Annotated in this window: 23 protein-coding genes; 7 read left to right on the forward strand and 16 right to left on the reverse strand. The window is 39.1% G+C overall.

Going from position 1 to position 21,779, the window contains the following annotated elements; translation table 11 throughout:
* Positions 1-243: 243 nt before the first annotated feature.
* The 9 genes from QNH17_RS18610 to pdxR form a co-directional block, all read right to left on the reverse strand.
* Positions 244-453 (reverse strand): hypothetical protein, encoded by a 210-nt coding sequence (locus QNH17_RS18610; protein WP_283874246.1) that lies wholly within the window; start codon positions 451-453, stop codon positions 244-246.
* Between the two features lie 46 nt (positions 454-499).
* On the reverse strand, positions 500-805 hold the full coding sequence (locus tag QNH17_RS18615) for a hypothetical protein (protein WP_283874248.1): 306 nt from the start codon (positions 803-805) through the stop codon (positions 500-502).
* Positions 806-1,234: 429 nt separating this feature from the next.
* Complete coding sequence (locus QNH17_RS18620; protein ID WP_283874250.1) at positions 1,235-2,221, reverse strand: Gfo/Idh/MocA family protein; 987 nt, start codon at positions 2,219-2,221, stop codon at positions 1,235-1,237.
* Between the two features lie 13 nt (positions 2,222-2,234).
* Entirely contained in the window at positions 2,235-3,398 is a 1,164-nt protein-coding gene (locus tag QNH17_RS18625; protein WP_283874252.1) for a YecA/YgfB family protein, read from the reverse strand.
* A 169-nt stretch (positions 3,399-3,567) separates the two neighbouring features.
* Complete coding sequence (locus QNH17_RS18630; RefSeq protein WP_283874255.1) at positions 3,568-5,691, reverse strand: glycoside hydrolase family 3 protein; 2,124 nt, start codon at positions 5,689-5,691, stop codon at positions 3,568-3,570.
* 182 nt (positions 5,692-5,873) lie between these two features.
* Positions 5,874-7,073: a helix-turn-helix transcriptional regulator gene (locus tag QNH17_RS18635; RefSeq protein WP_283874257.1), complete on the reverse strand. Its 1,200-nt coding sequence runs from the start codon at positions 7,071-7,073 to the stop codon at positions 5,874-5,876.
* A 33-nt stretch (positions 7,074-7,106) separates the two neighbouring features.
* Positions 7,107-8,159 carry an LLM class flavin-dependent oxidoreductase gene (locus tag QNH17_RS18640; RefSeq protein ID WP_283874258.1) on the reverse strand — a complete coding sequence of 351 codons (1,053 nt, stop codon included), beginning with the start codon at positions 8,157-8,159 and terminating at the stop codon, positions 7,107-7,109.
* Positions 8,160-8,342: 183 nt separating this feature from the next.
* Positions 8,343-9,878, reverse strand: coding sequence for an NCS1 family nucleobase:cation symporter-1 (locus QNH17_RS18645; protein WP_283874259.1), 1,536 nt, complete (start codon positions 9,876-9,878; stop codon positions 8,343-8,345).
* A gap of 443 nt (positions 9,879-10,321) precedes the next feature.
* Positions 10,322-11,764, reverse strand: coding sequence for a MocR-like pyridoxine biosynthesis transcription factor PdxR (gene pdxR, locus QNH17_RS18650; RefSeq protein ID WP_283874262.1), 1,443 nt, complete (start codon positions 11,762-11,764; stop codon positions 10,322-10,324).
* 159 nt (positions 11,765-11,923) lie between these two features.
* Between pdxR and QNH17_RS18655 the strand changes: the two genes are divergently transcribed.
* The 4 genes from QNH17_RS18655 to QNH17_RS18670 all read left to right on the forward strand — a co-directional run bounded on the left by QNH17_RS18655 (position 11,924) and on the right by QNH17_RS18670 (position 14,303).
* On the forward strand, positions 11,924-12,115 hold the full coding sequence (locus tag QNH17_RS18655) for a hypothetical protein (RefSeq protein ID WP_283874264.1): 192 nt from the start codon (positions 11,924-11,926) through the stop codon (positions 12,113-12,115).
* Between the two features lie 50 nt (positions 12,116-12,165).
* On the forward strand, positions 12,166-12,447 hold the full coding sequence (locus QNH17_RS18660) for a hypothetical protein (protein WP_283879540.1): 282 nt from the start codon (positions 12,166-12,168) through the stop codon (positions 12,445-12,447).
* A gap of 117 nt (positions 12,448-12,564) precedes the next feature.
* Positions 12,565-13,491 carry a DMT family transporter gene (locus QNH17_RS18665; protein ID WP_283874266.1) on the forward strand — a complete coding sequence of 309 codons (927 nt, stop codon included), beginning with the start codon at positions 12,565-12,567 and terminating at the stop codon, positions 13,489-13,491.
* A gap of 131 nt (positions 13,492-13,622) precedes the next feature.
* Complete coding sequence (locus tag QNH17_RS18670; RefSeq protein WP_283874268.1) at positions 13,623-14,303, forward strand: zinc metallopeptidase; 681 nt, start codon at positions 13,623-13,625, stop codon at positions 14,301-14,303.
* A gap of 50 nt (positions 14,304-14,353) precedes the next feature.
* Here QNH17_RS18670 and QNH17_RS18675 read toward each other — a convergent pair whose 3' ends face one another.
* A complete protein-coding gene (locus QNH17_RS18675; RefSeq protein ID WP_283874271.1) occupies positions 14,354-14,509 on the reverse strand; it encodes a hypothetical protein in 156 nt (51 codons plus the stop codon).
* Between the two features lie 330 nt (positions 14,510-14,839).
* On the opposite strand from QNH17_RS18675, the gene QNH17_RS18680 reads away from it, so the two are divergent.
* Positions 14,840-15,619, forward strand: coding sequence for a Cof-type HAD-IIB family hydrolase (locus tag QNH17_RS18680; protein ID WP_283874272.1), 780 nt, complete (start codon positions 14,840-14,842; stop codon positions 15,617-15,619).
* Between the two features lie 48 nt (positions 15,620-15,667).
* Complete coding sequence (locus tag QNH17_RS18685) at positions 15,668-16,195, forward strand: GNAT family N-acetyltransferase (RefSeq protein ID WP_283874273.1); 528 nt, start codon at positions 15,668-15,670, stop codon at positions 16,193-16,195.
* A gap of 66 nt (positions 16,196-16,261) precedes the next feature.
* Here QNH17_RS18685 and QNH17_RS18690 read toward each other — a convergent pair whose 3' ends face one another.
* The 5 genes from QNH17_RS18690 to QNH17_RS18710 all read right to left on the reverse strand — a co-directional run bounded on the left by QNH17_RS18690 (position 16,262) and on the right by QNH17_RS18710 (position 21,051).
* Positions 16,262-16,567: a BC1872 family protein gene (locus QNH17_RS18690; RefSeq protein ID WP_283874274.1), complete on the reverse strand. Its 306-nt coding sequence runs from the start codon at positions 16,565-16,567 to the stop codon at positions 16,262-16,264.
* A 191-nt stretch (positions 16,568-16,758) separates the two neighbouring features.
* The gene (locus tag QNH17_RS18695; protein ID WP_283874275.1) at positions 16,759-17,745 is read right to left on the reverse strand and encodes an aldo/keto reductase; all 987 of its coding nucleotides are present in this window, start codon (positions 17,743-17,745) and stop codon (positions 16,759-16,761) included.
* A 270-nt stretch (positions 17,746-18,015) separates the two neighbouring features.
* On the reverse strand, positions 18,016-19,131 hold the full coding sequence (locus tag QNH17_RS18700; RefSeq protein ID WP_283879541.1) for a cysteine desulfurase family protein: 1,116 nt from the start codon (positions 19,129-19,131) through the stop codon (positions 18,016-18,018).
* Between the two features lie 22 nt (positions 19,132-19,153).
* Positions 19,154-19,888, reverse strand: coding sequence for a gamma-glutamyl-gamma-aminobutyrate hydrolase family protein (locus tag QNH17_RS18705; RefSeq protein WP_283874277.1), 735 nt, complete (start codon positions 19,886-19,888; stop codon positions 19,154-19,156).
* 365 nt (positions 19,889-20,253) lie between these two features.
* Positions 20,254-21,051, reverse strand: a complete 798-nt coding sequence (locus QNH17_RS18710; protein WP_283874279.1) for an MBL fold metallo-hydrolase — start codon at positions 21,049-21,051, stop codon at positions 20,254-20,256.
* A gap of 159 nt (positions 21,052-21,210) precedes the next feature.
* On the opposite strand from QNH17_RS18710, the gene QNH17_RS18715 reads away from it, so the two are divergent.
* Positions 21,211-21,447 carry a hypothetical protein gene (locus tag QNH17_RS18715; RefSeq protein WP_035446489.1) on the forward strand — a complete coding sequence of 79 codons (237 nt, stop codon included), beginning with the start codon at positions 21,211-21,213 and terminating at the stop codon, positions 21,445-21,447.
* A 57-nt stretch (positions 21,448-21,504) separates the two neighbouring features.
* On the opposite strand, the gene QNH17_RS18720 is transcribed toward QNH17_RS18715, so the two are convergent.
* Positions 21,505-21,759 carry a DUF1292 domain-containing protein gene (locus QNH17_RS18720; protein ID WP_283874283.1) on the reverse strand — a complete coding sequence of 85 codons (255 nt, stop codon included), beginning with the start codon at positions 21,757-21,759 and terminating at the stop codon, positions 21,505-21,507.
* Positions 21,760-21,779 lie beyond the last annotated feature (20 nt).

The raw sequence follows: 21,779 nt of genomic DNA on the forward strand, positions 1-21,779 counted from the left end.
AATTTAAGGGCTCATTATGGGAATTTGAGGTAAAGTTTTTATAATTTTCCACTTCAATTATATGAGGTTTTGAAATTTTAGATATAAACGGGCGAATTTTTGCATTTTATGAGCGAATTTTTACACTGAATGAGCGAATTACCGCCTTCAATGAGCGAATTGTGAAATCTCTCATAGATTGCTAGTTCTATCAGAGAATTTGTTTGTTCTATCAGCGAATTTCCACATCCAATCGGCGAATTTTCATGTCCAATCAACGAATTTCCACGTCCAATCGGCGAATTTCCATGTCCAATCAGCGAATTTCCATGTCCAATCAGCGAATTCCCACATCCAATCAGCGAATTTCCACATCCAATCAGCGAATTCCCACATCCAATCAGCGAATTTCCACGTCCAATCGGCGAATTTCCATGTCCTATCGGCGAATTCGATATTTAGTGAAATCCCCAAAAAAGGACCAACCTCATTAGTTAGCCCCTGGTTTCACAATCCAATATTATTGATTATTTCTCATCCAATCGATCAGTTCTGCAATTGCGTCTTCAAAATCAACTGCTGCCGTCCCGTCTTCAGGAATCTCCTCCATGCATTGTTCATATTCATTAAGCCTAATTACCAGTTCCTCCATACTCTTATCTGTCATTTGTTTCTTTGATTGATATTTTTTAGCTTTATTTAGAAAGTCAGTGAACTGATCATCCTCACCAATTTCATCAACCAAGCTCCAAACTTCTTGTAAAACTCCCTCTAGTTTTTGTACAGAATCATGCAGCTTTTGTAATTTTTCAATTGTATTTCCCATTTTGGTACTTCCCTTCTTCCTAGAAATGCACTCCATTCTATTATTTTCAAAAAATTCGATTAGAAACCAAAAAAAAAAAACGCCTAAAGGCGCTTAATAATTGCACTTTGGACAAGGTTGAAAGCGGTTTTTCCCATGTCCGCATTGTCTGCACTTGTCTGAGTATTTTTTTCCATTTTTACATTTCCATTGTTCATATGTGATGCCATGTGAACTTTTATCATTTAAGTACTTAATATAATCATTCCCATAAGGATAGATCAACAACATCACCTCCAGTGCTCACTATCAATGTATTCGCTTACATTCTTGAAAAACACTTAATAAAAATAAAAAAAGTGTCAGGCACCATCCATTTCTCAAAGGGCCTAACACTTTTGCTTGTTTAATTGACATATCTAAAAACAACAGATTAACCGGGCTTCAATACTAATAATAATTCTTCACCAATTCTCCCATGACCCAGTTCGTTCTCGCACCTGAAACTCCTATACTTGGGCACTGGGAGCCACCAGTTGTTACGTCTGCAACAATTGTTTCGACAAGCGGTTGATGGACGTGCTTTGGTCGTTCGAAACTCCATTCCTGCGTTCCGCCCTCTGTCGTCAAAACGATGGGCTCGTTTCCGAAGGTTGAAAAGCTTATTTTCCCTTTGCTCCCCACGATTTCATTCATATCGACATCTTCAAAAGCAGTGAAACACCAATTTCCCACGCCATGGATCCCAGATTCAAATTTATAGGTACCCGTTACAATATCCTCCGCCGAATAGTACCCAGCTTGATTGGAAGCAAATCCTTGAACGGATATAATCGGTCCAAGCAGAAAATCTAATAGATCAAGTGTATGGCTGGCTAAATCAAAAAAGAGTCCTCCTCCGGCTAATTCGGGTTGTACTCTCCAAGGGAGATGTTGAGGGTCCAACACGTCTTCAGAAGCTTTTTGGTATTGGGTTGATGATACAAAACGGACTTCTCCAATCGCACCGTCTTCCAATAACTCTTTAATTTTTAAAAATCGCTCTTGTGCCCTGCGATAGTACGCAACATATAAAGGCACGCCTGCTTCCTCACAAGCAGCGATCATTTCTTGGCATTCAGAATAATTGCAGGCCATTGGCTTTTCTACATATACAAGTTTTCCTGCCCTTGCTGCCTTGATGGTATATTCTTTATGTGGTCCTGGCGGCGTGGCAATATAGATTGCATTGACCTCAGGATCGTTAATGAGTTCATCGGCATTATCGTACCATTTGGGGACACCATGCCGTTTTGCATAGTCCTCGGCAAGTTCCCCTGTTCTCCTCATAACCGCTGCCAACTCTGAATGATTGATTTTTTGGAAAGCTGGACCGCTTTTCACTTCTGTTACGTCACCGCATCCAATAATTCCCCAACGTACCTTATCAAACTTCATCCTACTTCTCTCCTTATTTGCCACAGCACTTTTTATATTTTTTACCGCTTCCACACGGGCATGGATCATTTCGGCCAACTTTATTTTCCTTTTGAATCGGACCATTTTGGGGATTGCCACTCTGTTTGCTAGCATCTCTGAAATAAATTTCTCTTTCAAGTGCTGCAAGTTTCCAATCCAATAGTTCCGGGTGTGACTCGCCTAAAATGGAATAATAGCTATAAACCGTCTGTTCGATATCAACCAGGCTAGAAAAGTATTCCTTTTTCATATGATCGCTAATTTCTGGTAATGCCTTTTTAGACAGCTGATGACAAAGAGCTTCGATCAGCATATCTTGTTCGTCTAGTTCATCTGTTCTTCGATAAGCTTCTTTTAAAACCTGTACTGCCAGGTCAGATTTAATATTTTCAACTACGGAACTTGCATAAATAATCGAATCGGAATTTTTCAAATATGGTTCTACCGCTTGCACAACATCATCCGATTGAAAACCAATTAATGCGGATGATACCTCTTCTAACAAGATATCATCATCACGGTCCAACAAACTGGCTAGCAAGGGGATATGCTTTTCTAGTTTCAGTAATCCAATCATATATACAGCCAAGATACCGTGAAATGAAAACCATTTTTCGTTTAATTCTTCATGTAGAATTTCCTCAATACCCTCTTCTGTGATCCAGCCATTTCGAACGATACAGGCGGCAAGTTTTTTTGCTTCAATAAATTGTGAATGCTGATAAGTTGTGGCTTTGTCGAGAGCATTGATTGTATTTGCATATTCTTCCCAAACTTCTTCTTCGTCCCCATTTACGATCAGTTCAACTAAGGACCAATGCTCTTCATTAAAATATTTTTGCAGCGGTTCTTTATATTTTAGGCTAAGTATTGGTTCGATCCGTTCTAATAATTTTATGGCCAAGTGGATTTGGGTCTTGTCCATCTTTGGGATATTCTCTAAGAGAAGCTGGACTGCCTCTTCATTGATCCTCATGTTATCAATGTAAATTAGGATCGACGATTGCTTGTCCTCGTTTGTAAAAGCTTCCTTCAATAATTTTATCGTCCATTCTTCAGGAACGTTTGGATAATCGTGTAAGGCATGAAGCACTATTTCTTGAATTAAGATATCCTTGCTAATTACATGCGGTTCTATTTTTTCTAAAAAAGTCATCGTATCCGTCCTCTAATCATCTTTATTCTCCATAGTATTATAATTGATTTTAGCAGCATCACCAAAAGAAAACTTTAATGGTATGTATGAGCTGGAGCAATTGAAATACAAAAACTCGCCGCAAATCTTTTTTGGGCGAGTTTCTGATTTATGATTGTTTTACTTTATATTAAAATGTTAATCCATGACCAAGCTTATAGATATTACCATCACTATCTTTATAAGCATAAGTAAGACCTTCAGGCATATACTTGTCCTTGTCATAGCCTGGTACATCATTTCTCGATACACAATTACCTTCTCCGTCAACTGCAATAACGGATTCACTTGCAGGCAATGTCAACGGTAAAACACCGATTGGACGGCTATTGCCTGCGATCACCTCATATTGTGCCTTATAGTAGGTATCGTAACCAGCGATTAGGACATCTGCCAAAGGTTCAACGTTTCCAAGGATCCATGGCAAAATGAAATTCACACTCATAATGACTTTTCCGCCGCGGACATGGATACTGTCAGCCACTTCTTTTAGATGGTCCATTCCACTTAAAGTAGTTTCTTGATAGGTAGACCCATCCAGAGCAGTTTCCGTTTTATCTTCGCAGATTTCTAGTTCTAACAACCCTGGGGTTGCATTGAAATATGCCCCAGATTTTGGACTTAAGAATAGAATAGCAATGTCAGCTTCTTCGTGGTTATCAGTCAACGTAAATTGACCAAGCTCTTGACATTCCTGTCTTGCTTTTTCAGTATAAGAAGTTGCTCGCTCTTGTTCTTTGTGGAATACTTCCACATAAACTTTCTTAGTACCAAGTTTATCAGCTGTTAAAGGTAACGTCTGGTTGGTATTTTTAAGAACGGTTACCGATTTTTTATGAGCTTCATATGCTGCTTCCCAGCTAGCAGGATTATTAACTACTGCAGCAGCATTCTCTGGTGAAACATATGTGCGATCATCAAATAGACCTAATGCAAACATTTCAGTCAAGAGGCGTACATTCGCTTCATTAATCCGCTCTTCACTAATCCAGCCATTTTCGATCGCTGTTTTAAGGTTTTCAATATCATTCGTGTCAGAAATAAGGTCTGTTCCGGCATTAATCGCTTTAGCAAAACGTTCCGCTTCGCTTAAGGTTTCAACGCCCCAGCTCATTTTACTTGTAACGCCGCTGTCGCTATTGATATAGCCTTTGAAGCCTAATTTTTCTCGAAGGATCGTATTTAAGAAATACTCATTAAAAGTAAAACCAACCTCTTCGAATGGAATGTTTTCACCTTCGAATTCTTGTTCCGCACTTTTCTTGATACTAGGGATCGAATAATATGGCATCATCGATGAAGTCCCATGTTCTACAGCTGCCCTAAACGGAGGCATATGATACTTTTCTAAGCTACCAGGTGTGGGATATAGGTTCCATTTTCCCTCTTCATAATGTGGATCAAATCCATTTTCCCTTGGTCCACCACCAGGAAAATGCTTTGTCGTCATAGAGATACTATGATTTCCGAGAGTCTTCCCTTGAAAGCCGTCAATAATTCGGCCGATTGCATCCGAGATAAATTCCGGGTCTTCCCCGAATGTACCATATATCCGCTGCCATCTTGGGTCCGTAACAGTATCCGCCATGTACATATATCCTTTTCTTAATCCAACAGCATCCCACTCATCATGGGCTATTTCAGCAAATTGGCTAAAAAGGGAGGCATCGCCGCCATTTTTTATATCCCCTTTAGCTGCAGCAGCTAGTCCTAACGTTCCTGGCCACGTAGAAAAAATCCCAGCTGCATCATTCATACCAAAGATGAATTCTGTATTTTCGTTTCGTGAATTCGATGCGATTAAACAAGGAATCCCAAGACGTGTTCCCTCACAAACTTCATTCATGGTATTGACCCACTCTGCCATTTGAGCAGGGCTCCAGTTATCTCTGAGAATGAAGTGGCGCAAATGCATGTTTTCAATCGTATGTGTTGTACCATATACTTTTGCCAAAGCAAAAATAGTTTCGCCCTTTTCAACAATACCTTCATCTAACACACCATCATGACTTGTTTTACTCTTATCCTTTTGAGTAAGTCCCATTTGGCGGGTATTAATCAGCATCATTCCAACCTTTTCATCGATATTCATTAATGAGACTAGATTCTCCGCACGTTCTTTCGGGCTTAAGCGCCAGTCCTTATATGGTTCTAGCTTCCCACTATTATTTAAATCTTTAAATTTTAATCCATCCACTTCAATGATGTTCTTGACTCTTACTTCTAAATTCGGTTGTTCATGATTTTCTTTCAATTTAATGCCTCCTATTCTTGTCCAATCCCATCTTATAGAATCGTTTGGGACAAGGGCTAGATTCATGTTAGCAATTTGTGTGGGTTTTCACATCCAATATTGTTACCTTTTATATAAAATCGCACATTAATGATAAATATTTTTATTAAAAGAGGCCATGAGTTTATTCATGACCTTCTTTTCTAATGGCTGTTTTTATACTCTGTAGTGGTCATTCCTATTAACTCCTTAAACACTTTACAAAAGTAATTATAGCTACTAAACCCCACATGGATACCAATATCTGTAATTGATAAACGCCCTTGTTCAATAAGGAAAATTGCTTCTTCTATTCGTTTTTTATGTAGATAATCAATCACACCAATATTCAATTCTTCTTTAAATTTCCTCGCAAGATACATTCGATTAAAACCTATTTCATCTGCTATCGCATGTACATTTATAGGTTCTTTAAAATAGAGATTTATATACATTAACGCTTTCTTTACAACCGTACTATACCCTTTAACTGCAAAATTCTTCACCGCATCACAATATTCTTCGATCATCCTGAAATTTATGGACTCTAAATCGGACATAGCTACCGCGGCCTCAATCTCTAGTGCAAATTTTTCCGAAATAGCATGTAAGTATTGAGGTTCGACCCCTCCCTTAGCAGCAGCCATCCGATTCATTGTATTACTTGAAAAGCCAAGATTCTTTTTCGCCCGCAAAGGATTTCCAGGAACTCGATATGAAAAGTCACCTGTAAAATCAATTAAAGCTTTCATGGCATTTTCTTTATCTCCAATTTCGATAAAATGTAATAATTTCTTTTCTGCCTCATATCTTAGCTTAACTTCCATCCCATCATGGGCATAATCTTGCGGCTCTAACTCCGGTTGATATTGCTCATTATGTTTTTTGGTCGTAATGAATTGGGAATCCACGCGCGGATTTACTAATAGATTCACTAATAAATCACCAATTGCGATGTAGGATTGTCCCAAATAGGGTAATGATTTGTAAAACTTCTCAAATGCAGTTACCCAATTATTTTCAAGATTATTTTCCCTGATAACATTCCAAATAAAATGATCAGTCACTTTCTCTATCAAGAAAGGTCCGACGACAACCATACCTTGAAACTGTTCACCTTTGTGCAGCGCTACGGCAATATACGATAGTCGGAAAGAATCTGTATGAAAACAAAAACTCTTTTTATGGGCCTTTTCTAAAGAGTTTTTAAGTTCCAAATAGATTTTCTTTCGGGCTTCAATAATAATTAGTGGATCACTATCATCAGATATGTGTAAAATCGTTTGAATTTGATGATCAACCGCTTGTACATCAATTTGAAAAGCATTTTTGATTAGCCAGCATTTGCTTTTCAGTTCCTCCATAACAAATCACCCTTCAGATTCTTCGGATTCCCATTAGTCGCTTTCAGATTCCCATCTGCTTATTTCTGCCCTAACGATTGGAGCAACCTCTTTTCCTAAGAGTTCAATGGCTCTCATTACATCATCATGAGGCATGGAGCCAACAGGACAGTGGAGCATAAAGCGAGTGATCCCAACATTCTTACGTAAGTAGATGATTTTCTCAGCAACTGTTTTCGAATCCCCTACGTACAATGCTCCTTCCAAACTGCGAGCGGTATCAAAGCTTGAACGGTCATATAGCCCCCATCCGCGTTCACGTCCTAGTTTATTCATGACAAGCTGGGTGGAAGGGAAAAACTTCTCAGCTGCTGCTTCGCTAGTCCCCGCAATGAATCCGTGTGAATGCGAGGCAACCGTAAGCTTAGATACATCATGACCAGCGTGATCAGCTGCTTTCTTATAAAGTCTCACAAGGGGCTCAAATTGCAGTGGGCGCCCGCCAATTATGGCTAGAACGAGTGGCAACCCAAGCAGACCTGCACGGATAACGGAATCACGGCTGCCTCCACTTCCAATCCAAACCGGCAGAGGATCCTGAACCGGTCGAGGATATACACCGAGATTTTGTATAGCTGGTCGATGTCCGCCTTCCCAGGTCACTTTCTCCGACTCACGTATTTTTAATAATAGCTCTAGCTTTTGATCAAATAATTCATCATAGTCTTTTAAATCATAGCCGAACAACGGAAAAGACTCGATAAATGAGCCCCGGCCTGCCATGATCTCGGCTCGACCATTTGAAATCGCATCAAGAGTTGCAAAATCCTGAAAAACCCGAACCGGATCGGCAGATGAGAGAACCGTTACTGCACTGGTTAATCGAATCCGTTCGGTTTGTGATGCGGCAGCAGCCAATACGACTGCTGGAGAAGAGGCCGCAAAATCCTCACGATGGTGCTCACCAACACCAAAAACATCGAGTCCAACCTGATCTGCAAGGACAATTTCCTCCACCACTTCACGGATCCGTTGCGCATGACTAATCACCTCCCCGGTTTTCACATCCGGCGTTGTCTCAACAAACGTGCTCACACCTATTTCCATAAAAAATACCCTCCTATTAAGCTAAGGCCGCTCCTGTGCCTGAGTATATAAATTCTATCTAAGAAATACCATGCGTAATTATCCTACATTTCCCGATATATTTCAAAATAATCGGATTTTTACTTTTAGAATGTAAAGCAAAAATGAGTGTCAGGCACCCAAAGGGTGCCTGACACTCATTTTTTAATAAAAGAATTCTGTTTCATTTTGGGCAACTGAATCTGTTTTATTACCAGGAGTGGACGATTTGAAGGTCGTAATTTTTTCGTATTCTCCTGGTTGGAGAATGCTTTTGTCCCCTCTCATAAGGTAGGTGTATGCGATAATCGAGATAAATAATCCAAAGGTCCAAGCGTTATCCCACAAAAAGCGAAGTCCCGGGATGAGAAGTCCAAGTACAGGAACGGCAACACCAATTATCAGGGCGTATACACCGTTTTTATTAAAACCGGATGTATAACTATAACGGCCGTTTACATCGTATAGTTCGTTAAGTGCCATTTGCCGCTTGCGAACAAGCCAGTAATCTGCAATGGCAATTCCATCAATCGGACCGAGTAAAGCACCATAAGTTCCCAACCAGCCAAAAATATAGTTTCCAAAGTTCTCCATGATGTACCAAGGCTGCATTAAGATCGCAAATATTCCTGTGATTAGTGCACCTATGCCAAACGTAATACGTCTTGGATTTAGATTTTCAATTGCACGGGCCGGTGCAACGATGTTTGCCCCGACATTAATGGTTAAGGAGGCAATAACTATGATTAAAGTTCCCAAAAAAATGACGAATGGCGGGAATTTCGCAAGCAGCTGAACGGGATCCCAGAGTGCTGTCCCGAAAATAACTACTGTCGCAGATGTAACAGCAATTCCGATAAAGGAGAAGATACTCATCGTAAGTGGGAGAGAGAAACTTTGAGCCAGCATTTGTGATTTTTGACTTTTTGCATAGCGGCAAAAATCAGGAATATTCAAGGCAAGGGTTGCCCAGAAGGCAATAACGCCGGTTAATGCAGGGAAAAATACCTTTAAAAACGCTCCTGTTGTCGTGAATTCAGAAGGAGTATCTAAGATCGGACCCCAGCCACCTGCATTTGTATATGCCCAGATAAGTAGAATAATGGAAGCGATGCCGACGATTGGTGTGGCAATTAAGCCAAGAACTTTCATTGCTTGAGGTCCCCTATAGGCAACAACCACATTTAATGCCCAAAACAAGGCAAATACAATTGCCGTATGTCCTGGAACGTTTCTCCAGGCAGCAAAAGAAGCCGATAAAAGTGTATCAATCGCACCTGTACCAATCCAGGTGTTAATTCCAAACCAGCCAGCGGCAACAATCGCTCTAGCTAAAGCTGGGATATGCGCTCCTTTTGAGCCAAACCATAAACGAGCAAACACAGGATAGGGAATTCCAAATTTTGTTCCAGCATGGGAATTTAATAGAATAGGGATAAGGACAATGACATTTCCAAGAAAAATCGTTCCAATGGCCTGCCACCAATTCATTCCTAACGAAATCAAGCCACTAGCCATCGTATAGGCAGGAATACACAAACACATACCAATCCATAATGTAGCGAAGTTCAGCCCTTTCCATGAATGTTCCTTCATTGTCGTAGGGCGCAGGTCATCATTCCACATTTCACTGTTACTTAAACCATTAGCTGCTTCAGGCGTCAGGGTAACAATACCATTTTGTTCAATTTGCGTTTTCAACAAATCTCCCCCTTATTGGTTATTTAACGTGCTTATTTAGTGAAACAATGATGACGTAAATTCAAATGATACGGATTGGTCTAGATGAAATTGAACGAATATTAAAAAAATTCATTTTTTAGCTACTCACCATTGCATCCCCCCTTTTCCTTCAACTCCCGAAATCAGGATCCTTTTTGCCCTTCCCTATGTATCAGGTAAAGCAATAAGACAAGAAAACCTACTTCTCTATACTATATTATAAACCTCTTCTTCTTTCTGTCATTGGACAAAAAGTCGAATAATTTCGATAAATTCTTTTATATTATGTAAAATGCTGCATCAAGTCAATCAGTGTATCCTCCTGAATAGATACCAATTCTTATAGTGGATTATAATCAGGAGGACAGGATCTGTCTTAAATTGCGTAAGAATTCCTTACATAATTTCGTGTTCCCTTACTATTAGTTGTTTACTTCTAACTTATTTAATGCCTGTGAAAATCTATTAATTCCCTCATGAATCAAATTTGTTTCTGCCCTTCCATAGGTAAAACGGAGACACCCTTTTTCAGAGCCTAAAACATTTCCGGGAACAAAGGCAATTCCATTCCTGATTGATTCCTCCAGTAATTTTTGCTCATCAATAGCTCTGTTTACTTTGCACCACAGATGAATCCCCCCATCTGGAATAGTGAAAGAAACTTTTCCATCCATTAATTGGTTAAGACTTTGAACAAGTTGATCTCTCCGTCGTTTAAGCTCTTTTCTCAAAAATTGTATATGTGTATCAAAGTACTGTGAGCCAAGAAATTCATTCGCCACCCATTGAGGAAACACACTATGTCCAAAATCAACTTGTTGTTTGGCGTCGGCAAGCCGCTGAATGACCTTTGTTGGGCCAATAATCCAACCGATTCTCAATCCTGATGCAATAATTTTCGACAATGAACTAATATATAGCACATTTCCATTATCATCCATTGATTTCAACGATGGATTTACCACGCCATTAAAGGCGGTCAAACTATACGGGTCATCTTCAATAATCGGAATTCCAAATTCTGCTGAAATGTTTAAAATTCGTTGACGCCTTTGCAGGGAAAGAACCTTTCCTGTTGGGTTTTGATAATCTGGATTTAGGAATACCATTCTGATTCGGTGTTTCTTATGTAATTGAACAAGGTCCTCAGGATTTACCCCATTTGAATCCACAGGCAATCGGAAGATTTTTAAACCTGCCGTTTGGAAAATGGGCAGGGAATAACAATATGATGGATCCTCTATGGCCACAGCGTCACCAGGTTTAAGCAGGCATTGGACAATCAGATGCAGCGCCTGCTGTGCACCAGAAGTAATAAGAATTGAAGAAGAGGTTGTATTAATATTCTTATACTCATTCACATGAGCGGCAATCGTATTCCTTAATTCTTCATTCCCTTGTGGATCGTCATAGCCAAGATAGCCTGTAAAAGGCTGCTCGGAAAGAATTTGTTGGAATTGCTCATTTGGAAATAGACTAGGTGACAATTCACCGCTTGCCATATTAATAAGGTCATTATCTTGTGTTTCCTTACGAATTCTCTGAACAACTGGAAGGTTGGGAAGAAATGAGCCACGCTCCAAATATCTACCCCAGTTTGGAATCCGTCTATGCTCGAGTCCCCAAATATCTGTACTGACAATCGTTCCACTACCTTTTTTTCTCTCCACAATCCCCATCGATTGCAGTTCTTCATATGCAGCTACCACTGTACTACGATTCACTTGCAACTCTTCAGCTAAGGCCCTTTCTGAAGGTAACATGGTTTCCGGAGAAAACTGGCCTATCGAAATACCTTGTTCAATGTAATCGGCAATTTGTTTATAAATTGGTCTTTTAGTTGTTCGATCGGGTCTCCAATCCACCCAACTCACTCCTTTCCAATCACTTGTGACAGTAAAAGTGGATGGTCCATTTTTTTAGTAATTGGCTGGTCATTTTTTATAACTTTAACCTTAATATAGGAATCATACGATGTCTAATGAAAAATCAATAATTTTATCATATAGTGAGGATGAAAAACTATGACGTTTGGCATGATTCTTATCATTGTTGTTTTAATTGGTGCCTTAATTGGTACACTTACACTTACTGGGAAACCGGATGAGGACTATAAAAGTTCCACAAAACAAAACACGATAAGGTTGACGGCTATATATGCCATTGTCATCTTAGCTGCAATTGGGGGCTTGGCTTGGTATATCAGTTTGAACTAAATAAAAATCAGCAGAATACACATAATAAGCTTAAAAAGGTGTGTTCTGCTGTGGATTTCCCTGCCATTCAAACAAATTTTTGGGATGCAGTTTTTGCGATACCCATCATTATTGTGTTAACTCAATTAATTAAGGTATATTTCAAATTACCGAAGTGGTTTGTGCCAACCATTGCACTTCTATTTGGATTAGGAATTTCAATTTTTATTAGTCATAAACACAATACGCTTGGCGGTATATTTATGGGCTGGTTTTACGGTTATGCAGCGATTGGAACTTATGCATCGTTAAAAACAAATATTATTTCCTTTAGAAATAAACAAAAGAAATAATTTTAAACTCTCCCCTTTTTATCGCATAATTAAAAATCTATTAAAAATAATTATTTCGAAATCCGAAAAAAATGTTACAATACTAATTATTACTTTAAATAGATTGAAGGGACCTGAATGAAAAAAAAGCAATGGCTTATATACGGAATGTTGATTTTCGCTACGGCGACATGGGGAAGTGCATTTATTGCCGGAAAAATTGCTGTTCAAGACTTTGAACCAGCTACAGTTGCTTTTTTACGTTTTTTAGGAGCTTCTGTCCTATTGTTCCCGCTGATGTGGTTAACTGAAAAAAATCGGATCAGGCCAACTCTGAAAGACTATAGCTTGTTTGCGGTTTTAGGTTTAACTGGAATTGCTCTCTATAATATTTGCTTTTTTATTGCCACCAAACATGCACCTGTAATTAAGAGTTCCTTATTTATTGCGTCAAATCCAGTTTTAATTGTTCTTTTGTCAGGCATCTTTTTAAAAGAGACGATCACCAAGAACCATATTATTGGTATGGTGACTGCTCTTATTGGGGTAACTTTTATAATTACAGATGGTCATATACTTTCTCTGGTGGAGATAGGCTTTGAAACGATCGATTTTGTTTTACTTGGTGCGGTGATTTGTTGGGCTTTGTACAGCGTCGTTGGCAAAGTGGTTTTAAAAAAATTTAGTTCAGTCGAATCCACTACTTATGCCGTAGCTTTTGGTACATTATTTTTATTACCATTTGCATTAGTGGAAACCACATGGAAAGATGTACAGCATGCTGACATTTCAACCTGGATAGCCATCGCCCACATGAGTATTTTCGTAACAGTGGTAGCATTTATCATGTATTATTACGGGATCAAGGAAATTGGCGCGGCAAAAGCTTCGATTTTTATTAATGTCATGCCAGTATCGGCCGTCTTGATGGCAACCATCTTTTTAAATGAAACCTTCACTTTGGCTCACGGAATTGGAGCAGCCTTTGTCCTATCTGGTGTTTATATTGGAACAAATACCAAGATATTTAAGAAAAAAATAAGTACGTTTAAGCGTGCTATTTAATTAAAATACTCGCGTAAAAGGACTTACCAATTTGGTTAGTCCTTTTTTTAACAAGCACTTTATTACTAAAAAAGTGTACCTTAAAGTATAATAATGTATATAAAATAGCATCTTGAGAAGGAGCATGCTTTATGGGTTTTATCGTTTATTTTATTCTAATCATGATAATTCCAATATTTGTGCAGATGTATTTAAGGAGTACCTACTCTAAATTTTTGAAAGTAGGAGCATCTTCGGGTTTAACGGGTGCCCAGGCCGCTAGAAGAATCTTGGATCAAAATGGCCTATACGATGTATCGGTCGAAGAAGTGAGAGGCCACTTATCGGACCACTACGATCCAAGAAGTAGAAGTGTTAGGCTTTCCTCAACGAACTACCATGGGACCTCGATTGCTTCGATATCCGTTGCCATTCACGAGGTTGGCCATTGTTTTCAACAAAAGGATGGTTATGTACCTTTACGTGTAAGACATGCATTGGTACCTGTCGCAAATATTGGCTCAAATTTTTCATTTATCTTGATCTTAATCGGTATTCTTTTATCCTCTGCCAACTTTTTATTACTTGGAATTATCGCTATGGGCGCTGCAGTCCTTTTTCAGGTGGTTACGTTACCTGTCGAATTCAATGCAAGTTCCAGAGCTCTGGATGTAATGGTTGGTTCTGGTCTGATTAGAAATGAGGAAGAGTATCGAGCGAAAAAAGTACTAAATGCGGCTGCGCTAACGTATGTTGCAGCAACTGTAGTAGCAGTAGCAGAATTACTCCGTTTTGTACTCATGTTTACTGGAATGCAAAATAGTGATGATTAAGAATAAAAAATAAGACTCCCGCGGTGGAGTCTTATTTTTTGTTTCAGTTATTAGGATTTTTCTGATGTGATGTCGTTATATGGCAAGATCAGTTTTTCCAGCCTACTATAATCCATGGAACTAATTTCCTCCATTAATCTCGGAATTGCTTTTTCAGGATAGCCATAATCAAGAAGTAGTTTTCGCTTTTTTTCTAATTGGTCCACGCTAATATCTCCCCTAATCTGTGTTGTGATTATTCCTTTAAAGAAACATTATCATTTTCACATTTTGCCCGAGACCTACATGTTATATGAATTCTTTTTTTCACAAGTTTACATAATGTTATTATAATTAATTAATATGCAAATCTTGCCTATATTTTCTTGACGGTGTGTCTGTACTCAGATTTGACTAAGAATATCCTGTAACTATATAATAAATCCCCATCAATAATTAATGTTACTGTTTAAGTGTGTTTTGCATTAGGTTTTTCTTGGAACATGTTATACTTTGCTGTAGAAATATCTGTGAAAGAATTTTTGGGAGCGTGTTATATGAATTACAAGGTTGTCATCTTAGATATAGACGGAACCATCCTCCCGCATGGAAAAACACTGAGTCATGCCACAAAGGATGCCATTCAGAGGTTAAAAGAGAATCAGACCAAAGTGATAATTGCTACCGGGAGAGCACCATATTTTACAGAGTCAATTATTCAAGAAACTGGGGTCGACTCGATGGTCTTTTTTAATGGCTCATTTGCCTTCCATGAAGGAAAAGAAATATATAAGAGTTCGATTGATAAACAAGTACTAGAAAGAGTCCATCAAATATCCAATGACTTTCAACATCCGCTGACATATTTAGGCGATTCAAGCTTTAAAGTTACTCATTTAGATCATCCCTTCGTCGTAGAAGCTTACGAGCATGACCCATGGAAACCGGAGCTTGCCCCGCCGCAATATTGGAAAGACCAAGATATTTATCAAATCTTCCTTCATTGCGATCTGGAAGAGGAATTATCCTATCAGTCAAAGGTTCCAGAACTGGATTTCCGCAGATGGAGTTCAGGGGCACGTACGTGTGATGTGAATTTGTCTAATTCAAACAAAGCAGTGGGAATTAGTAAATTATTAGAAAAACTTGGGATTGCACCTGATGAGGCCGTTGCCTTTGGCGATGGTTTAAATGATATGGAAATGCTGTCACTAGTCGGAATGGGAGTCGCCATGGGAAATGCCCGTGATGAATTGAAAGCAGTGGCCAATATGGTCACACTCTCCGCCGAAGAAGACGGTGTCCGCTACGGATTAGAGCGTCTCGGTTTAATTTAAACCGAGCGCTACTATAGTTTTGATATGGGAGAAAAGGAGTGAGAAGTCGTGAATTTAACATATGAAGTAATCCCGGACGAAGAAATAGAATATTGCCGAGAATTATGCAATGAACTAATGGCTTTTCAAAAGGCGAAAGCTTCCATAACACCTGAACTGTTTGATAGCATGAATTTTGACACCCGGATGGTTCCTTCGATAAATAGCGCCATTCACAATTACATCGTAATTGTGAAAGATAATAATCAAATCGTTGGGTATGTCTATTCAAATATCTCACCCAAAGAGTCATATTCTAATGAATTTGCTACCTTTTTTGATCTTTCTTCGGTTCATAGACCAAATGTTGGTTGTTTATCGCAATTTTATATTAAGGACGAGTATCGGAAGTATGGGGTGGGGTCTACACTTTTCAAGATGGCGATGGAGTGGTTAAAACAATTTGATGAGGTTGAAGATTATTTTATCTTTGTCTCTAACGGCAATGATGAAGCACTGGAATTTTATAAACGCAAGGGGTTTTCGGTCAGTCATGAGATCTTGGACGGGTTTATAACAGTGTTACGAAGTAACTAGAAACTATAAAAGCTTGTAGGATTGGGTCCATATGGATGTAATCTACAAGCTTTTTGTATGTACTTATTACAGCCATCCCTCAGCAATCGAGCTGTTATCAGCAATGGTGAAAGCTGCATTAGTGATGGCTTGGGCTAATGTGTCGCCCGTTTCACATATGTTATTAAAGCAAACTTCAGTGACCCCATTGGTTGTATAAGTAAAACCGAAGTCTTTTAATTTTTCTACGATGAGCATCGCATGGTCAAGATTCTGTTCTGGTTGAAAATCAGCAACTGAAATAAATGTCCCCTTTTCAAAATCAAACCATCTGTCCCATCTATTTAACTTCCAACCTAGTATTCTCCGAGCGATAATTTCCACTTGGTTCATTTCTTTCTGGCTCCTTTTCTTTGTATTTTTCTATTGTACCATTTCCACTGTGTCTGGCCACCGTAATAATTTTCAATTTAGTGACACTTCAAAGTGTGTACAGATTATGGATGCCGGATTTTTAAATGAAGGAGACAGTTAGGTCGTCAATCATAGTGACTGACGACCCAATTTTGATGGAGCACAACTTTTTATAAATTGACGCCTTTCATGCCTGCTTCATGGTAGCGTTCTCCAGCAGCTACACCCCGTGGAGCAACTTCATTAATACGCTCTATATCGGTAGCTGTTAAGGATATTTGAAGTGCACCAACATTTTCTTCTAGATACTTGATTCTCTTTGTCCCTGGGATTGGAACAATATCATCCCCTTGTTTAAGTAACCAAGCAAGCGCAAGTTGGGAAGGCTGGCAGTCTTTTTCACGGGCTATTTCATTTATCTTCTGAACCAGTTCCAGATTTTTTTGGAAGTTTTCACCCTGAAAACGAGGTGATAAACGACGATAGTCATCCACTTCTAAGTCCTCAAACTTTTGTATTTGTCCTGTAAGAAATCCTCTTCCTAATGGACTGTAAGGGACAAATCCGATCCCGAGTTCCCTGCAGGCGGGCAGAATCTCATCTTCTACATCCCGACTCCAAAGAGAGTACTCAGTTTGTACAGCTGTAATTGGATGGACAGCATTTGCACGTCGAATTGTTGCCGCAGAGGCTTCCGAGAGCCCTAAATAGCGAACTTTCCCTTCTTGGATTAAATCAGCCATCGCTCCGACGGTTTCTTCTATTGGGGTGTTGGGGTCGACTCGATGCTGGTAGTAGAGGTCAATATGATCCACACCCAAGCGGCGAAGACTCGCTTCACATGCCTTTTTTACATATTCTGGACGGCCATTTATTCCTAAAAATGCCCCGTCCTCTGCTCGTACATTTCCAAATTTAGTGGCAATTACCACTTGATTTCGTTGTTCTTTGATGGCTTTTCCAACCAATTCTTCATTCTTACCGACACCATACATATCAGCTGTATCGAGAAGGGTAATACCCATTTCAAGGGCACGATGGATCGTTCTAATTGATTCATCGTCATTCCTCCCGCTGTAAAAGTCTGACATCCCCATACAACCGAGACCAAGTGCCGATACTTCAAGCCCCGATTTCCCTAACATTCTTTTCTGCATCCTTTACCATCCTCTCATGATTATCCTTCTTTGTGACAACAACGTATTTATGCTGTACATGTTTCCTTTCTTTTAACCTAGATCCCTTTATTTATGTAAGGCTTAGTCTGTATTAACATAATTATATCAACTTGAAGAATTTTCCACCAACAAAACACTATTTGGGGTTACTTTTCTTCCTCTAATTCATTATGGTCTTGGTAAAATTGGACGGCCACCCCGCCACACAAAAAAGGACTACCTCCCTTGAGCTAGTCCTCTTCCATTATTTTACAGAATCCGTTTAATTGATTCCACAACTTGGTCAATCTCGTCTTTTGTCGTATACCTTCCTAAACTAAAGCGGATGGCACCCATTCCAACTTCTTCAGAAACACCCATTTCCTTTAAAACCGGGGATAGTTCAATACTGCCGGCATGACAGGCTGATCCTGTGGAAGCAGCTAACTGAGGGATCGCATCTAACAGCGCCTGACCCACTCTTCCCACAAAACTGACATTTAAGGTATTAGGCAGGCGGTCCTTCGGATGGCCATTCAATACTACCTGATTGCCTATCTTCTCCTTTAATTGTATCCAAAAATAATCGGTTAAATCTTTTATACCACAATCTTCTACGTGTTGTTTAGCCATCTCACAGGCCTTTCCTAAGCCCACCGCTAATAAAGTATTTTCGGTACCTGCCCTAAGGCCAAACTCATGGCCCGCTCCATGGATAAGTGGTTCTAGATGGAATCCCTCTCGTATATACAACGCGCCAATTCCTTTTGGTGCATAAAGTTTATGGCCGGCAATCGTTAGCATATCCACTTTCAAATCATTCACATTCACCGGAACTTTTCCAACCGATTGGGAAGCATCCGTATGAAAAGCAAGCCCAAATTGTTGAGCTAATTCCCCTATCTCCTTTATTGGCTGCAAAGTACCAGTTTCATTATTTGAGTGCATAATTGAAATCAAAATGGTTTCTTCGGTAATTTCTTTTTTTATTGCTTCTAGTGTAACCTTCCCATCCCGATCAACGTCTACATAGGTGACCTTTGCCCCAATTTGTTCAAGAAATTTGCAAGGATTCATAATCGCAGGATGTTCAATTTTAGAAGTAATGATATGATTGCCTTTATGCCGATTTTTAAAATAATATCCTTTTAATGCCAGGTTATTGGCTTCACTGCCCCCGCTTGTAAAAATAACCTCTCTAGGAGAGCAGCCAATTAATTCAGCCACTTGTGTTCGGGCTTGAAGTAATAATTCTTTTACGGGTAACCCTGCCCAGTGTAAGGCCGACGGGTTACCATAAAATTGATCTAACAATGGCTTCATTGCCTCGGCTACTTCAGGAGAAATCGGTGTACTAGCATTGTAATCAAGATAAATTTTTTCCATCAATTGATCTATTCCTCTCCCCTTAGATAGAAACTGGAACTTTAACACAGCTGTTTATAAATTCTTTGAACACATTATTCATTTCATGGTTCGTACTCGCCATCGATTCAGGATGCCACTGAACACCAACTGTAAATGTGGTTGGATAGATATACTCCACTGCTTCAACAATCCCATCGGATGATTGAGCAACAACTCGAAGGTCATTGGCCACCTTATCAATGGCTTGATGATGGAGACTATTCACACGTACTCGTTCAGAACCGACCATTTCGAATAATTTACTATCGGTGGCGATGGTCACCCAGTGAGTATCTCTGCTTCTATCAATTTTCTGGTTGTGTTGGATTGGTTCCTTGACTTGACTTGGGATGTCCTGGATTAACGTACCACCAAGGGCAACATTTAAAATTTGAACGCCTCTGCAAATGGCAAGGATCGGAATATTGTTTTTAAGCGCATATCTCACCATCGCGATCTCTGCCACGTCTCGCTCTGGAGTAGTTGGACCTAATTGTTGATGGGGATCCTGGCCAAAAAGTTTTGGGTCAACATCCTCTCCTCCACTGAGAATAATACCATCGCATAAGGCAATCGTTTCTAATGCAATCTCAGGATTAATATAGGGAAGAACGATAGGTATTCCACCATTGGCAGCAACACTTTTATGATAATCATGGTGCACATAGACACCTTCCATATATTCGTTATGTTTTACATAGGCACCTGTAATGCCGATAACTGGTTTTTTGCTCATATTTTTTCCCCCTTAACAAGCTAACATCATTATTTTATCATAATCATTCTATAAGATTGTATTTTTGCAAAAGCTACTATTTAGAACTTCAAAAAAAATTTACATAAACTTCAATTGATCTTCATAGATTACTATGTATGGCTTATATAAAATAATATAAAGATTGTCAAAGGATGGAGATAAAATGGAGTATGTTCTTTACAATGGCAAGAAATATTTAATCCTTTATAAGTACACGTCGGGATTTTGCGAAATTAAGGAAGTCAATAGTCTACATAATATACAATTGGTTCATTCATCCGAATTAACAAATTTACATTAAAAAAGCTGAAAAAGGGTATGTACCCTTTTTCAGCTTTTTTTACTTAATTGTTGGCGACAATAGAAGAGATGATATGCCGCGAATTCCATTCTCCTTCAGAAAAAGCAATGATTGGGTACCTTTTTGGAAAAAGCATTTGTGTAATTTCATCAATGGAGCGGCCTTCTTTGTATAGATTTTCTACTTTGCCAGATAAATTCTCAAGGTAATCTAATTTTTGTATCATCCTGCTTTTTCCATCCTTAATATAACCACTATGACAACAAAACAGCGATTGAAAATTAAGACTGAGCAGTGTGCGAATGGAATTGATGATCACTGGAATAGATTCGCTATCCATAATGACCTTCGTTCTCGTTGTAACGAACAAATCTCCTGAAAATAACCGGCCGGATTCTTCATGAAAAAATGAGACATGATCCTCGGCATGCCCTGGTGTATAGATGACTTTCCATTCTTGATTGCGTGATTGAATTTTCTCCCCAAGTGGCAAGGCATCAAAGGCCGTTCGCACCCCCCAGGTAAGTTGTCGATACTTTGGATAGGGACAATGCTGATTGCAAATAGAAATACCGTTTGGATGAACAAAGATTGGCACCTGTTTATGCTTTTGGATCCATGGCGCTAAACCCGAGTGGTCTTCATGGCTATGCGTTAATGACACCAAATCAAAATCATGCTGCTCATAAATTGGAATCAATTCTGTTTCAAGGCATTGGGTCCCTGTATCAATTAGCATTCCATCAACCAAAAAAGAATAAACCGTTCCTAATTTGATACCCGAGCTTTGAACATTCCCCTCTATGCATATAACGTCCTCATTTGTAAACACGTTTACCATAATCGACAATCCTCCTTTTTTGAATTTTCTAAATAATTACTACAACTGTATCGAAAAATGAATGAATAATCAATCATATTTTCTTGAAGAAATTTACACCTACGAATGAATATTTCGCCACATTTTCTCAAATTATATGATAAAAAAGGTGGGGTTCTCATGAATAATTGGCATCTGATTTTGGCCGGAATTGTCTTGTTAGTCTTAATTGTCGGGTTAGTTGTTACATTGGGTACTGGTAGAATGGTAAGTACTAAATCGGGGGAATTTGATACTCCAATTAATGAAGGCACACAAAGACATCCTTATTTATTGAATCCAGTTTTTCTTGTCTGGATTATCGCAATGACAGCTATCATCATTTATATCATCTATCTTGGCTTTAATTACTATTGAAAAAAAATCAAGCGAAAGGACCTCGATTTTCTGGAGGTACCTTTCGCTGCTTTTGTTTTATTCTGCTGGAGCATGTTCCACGGCGATTTGGTATGCATCCAATATCGCTTCACTTTCGGAAGGATCATTAATACCAACTAAATCTTGATTCCCTTCCTCTCCTTCTATTTTCATAACGATGGTTTCATCCTCAGCCTTTAATAACGCATAGGATTCATCCTCCATATCAAACAATGCTTCAACAGCATATTCTTTAAGATTCCCTTGATTATCTTCGATCGTTATAAAATCACGTGGTTCATCACGTTTCATCGAATCTCACCTCAACATTT

It is taken from the genome of Neobacillus sp. SuZ13 (assembly GCF_030123365.1).
Classification (GTDB): Bacteria; Bacillota; Bacilli; order Bacillales; family Cytobacillaceae; genus Neobacillus.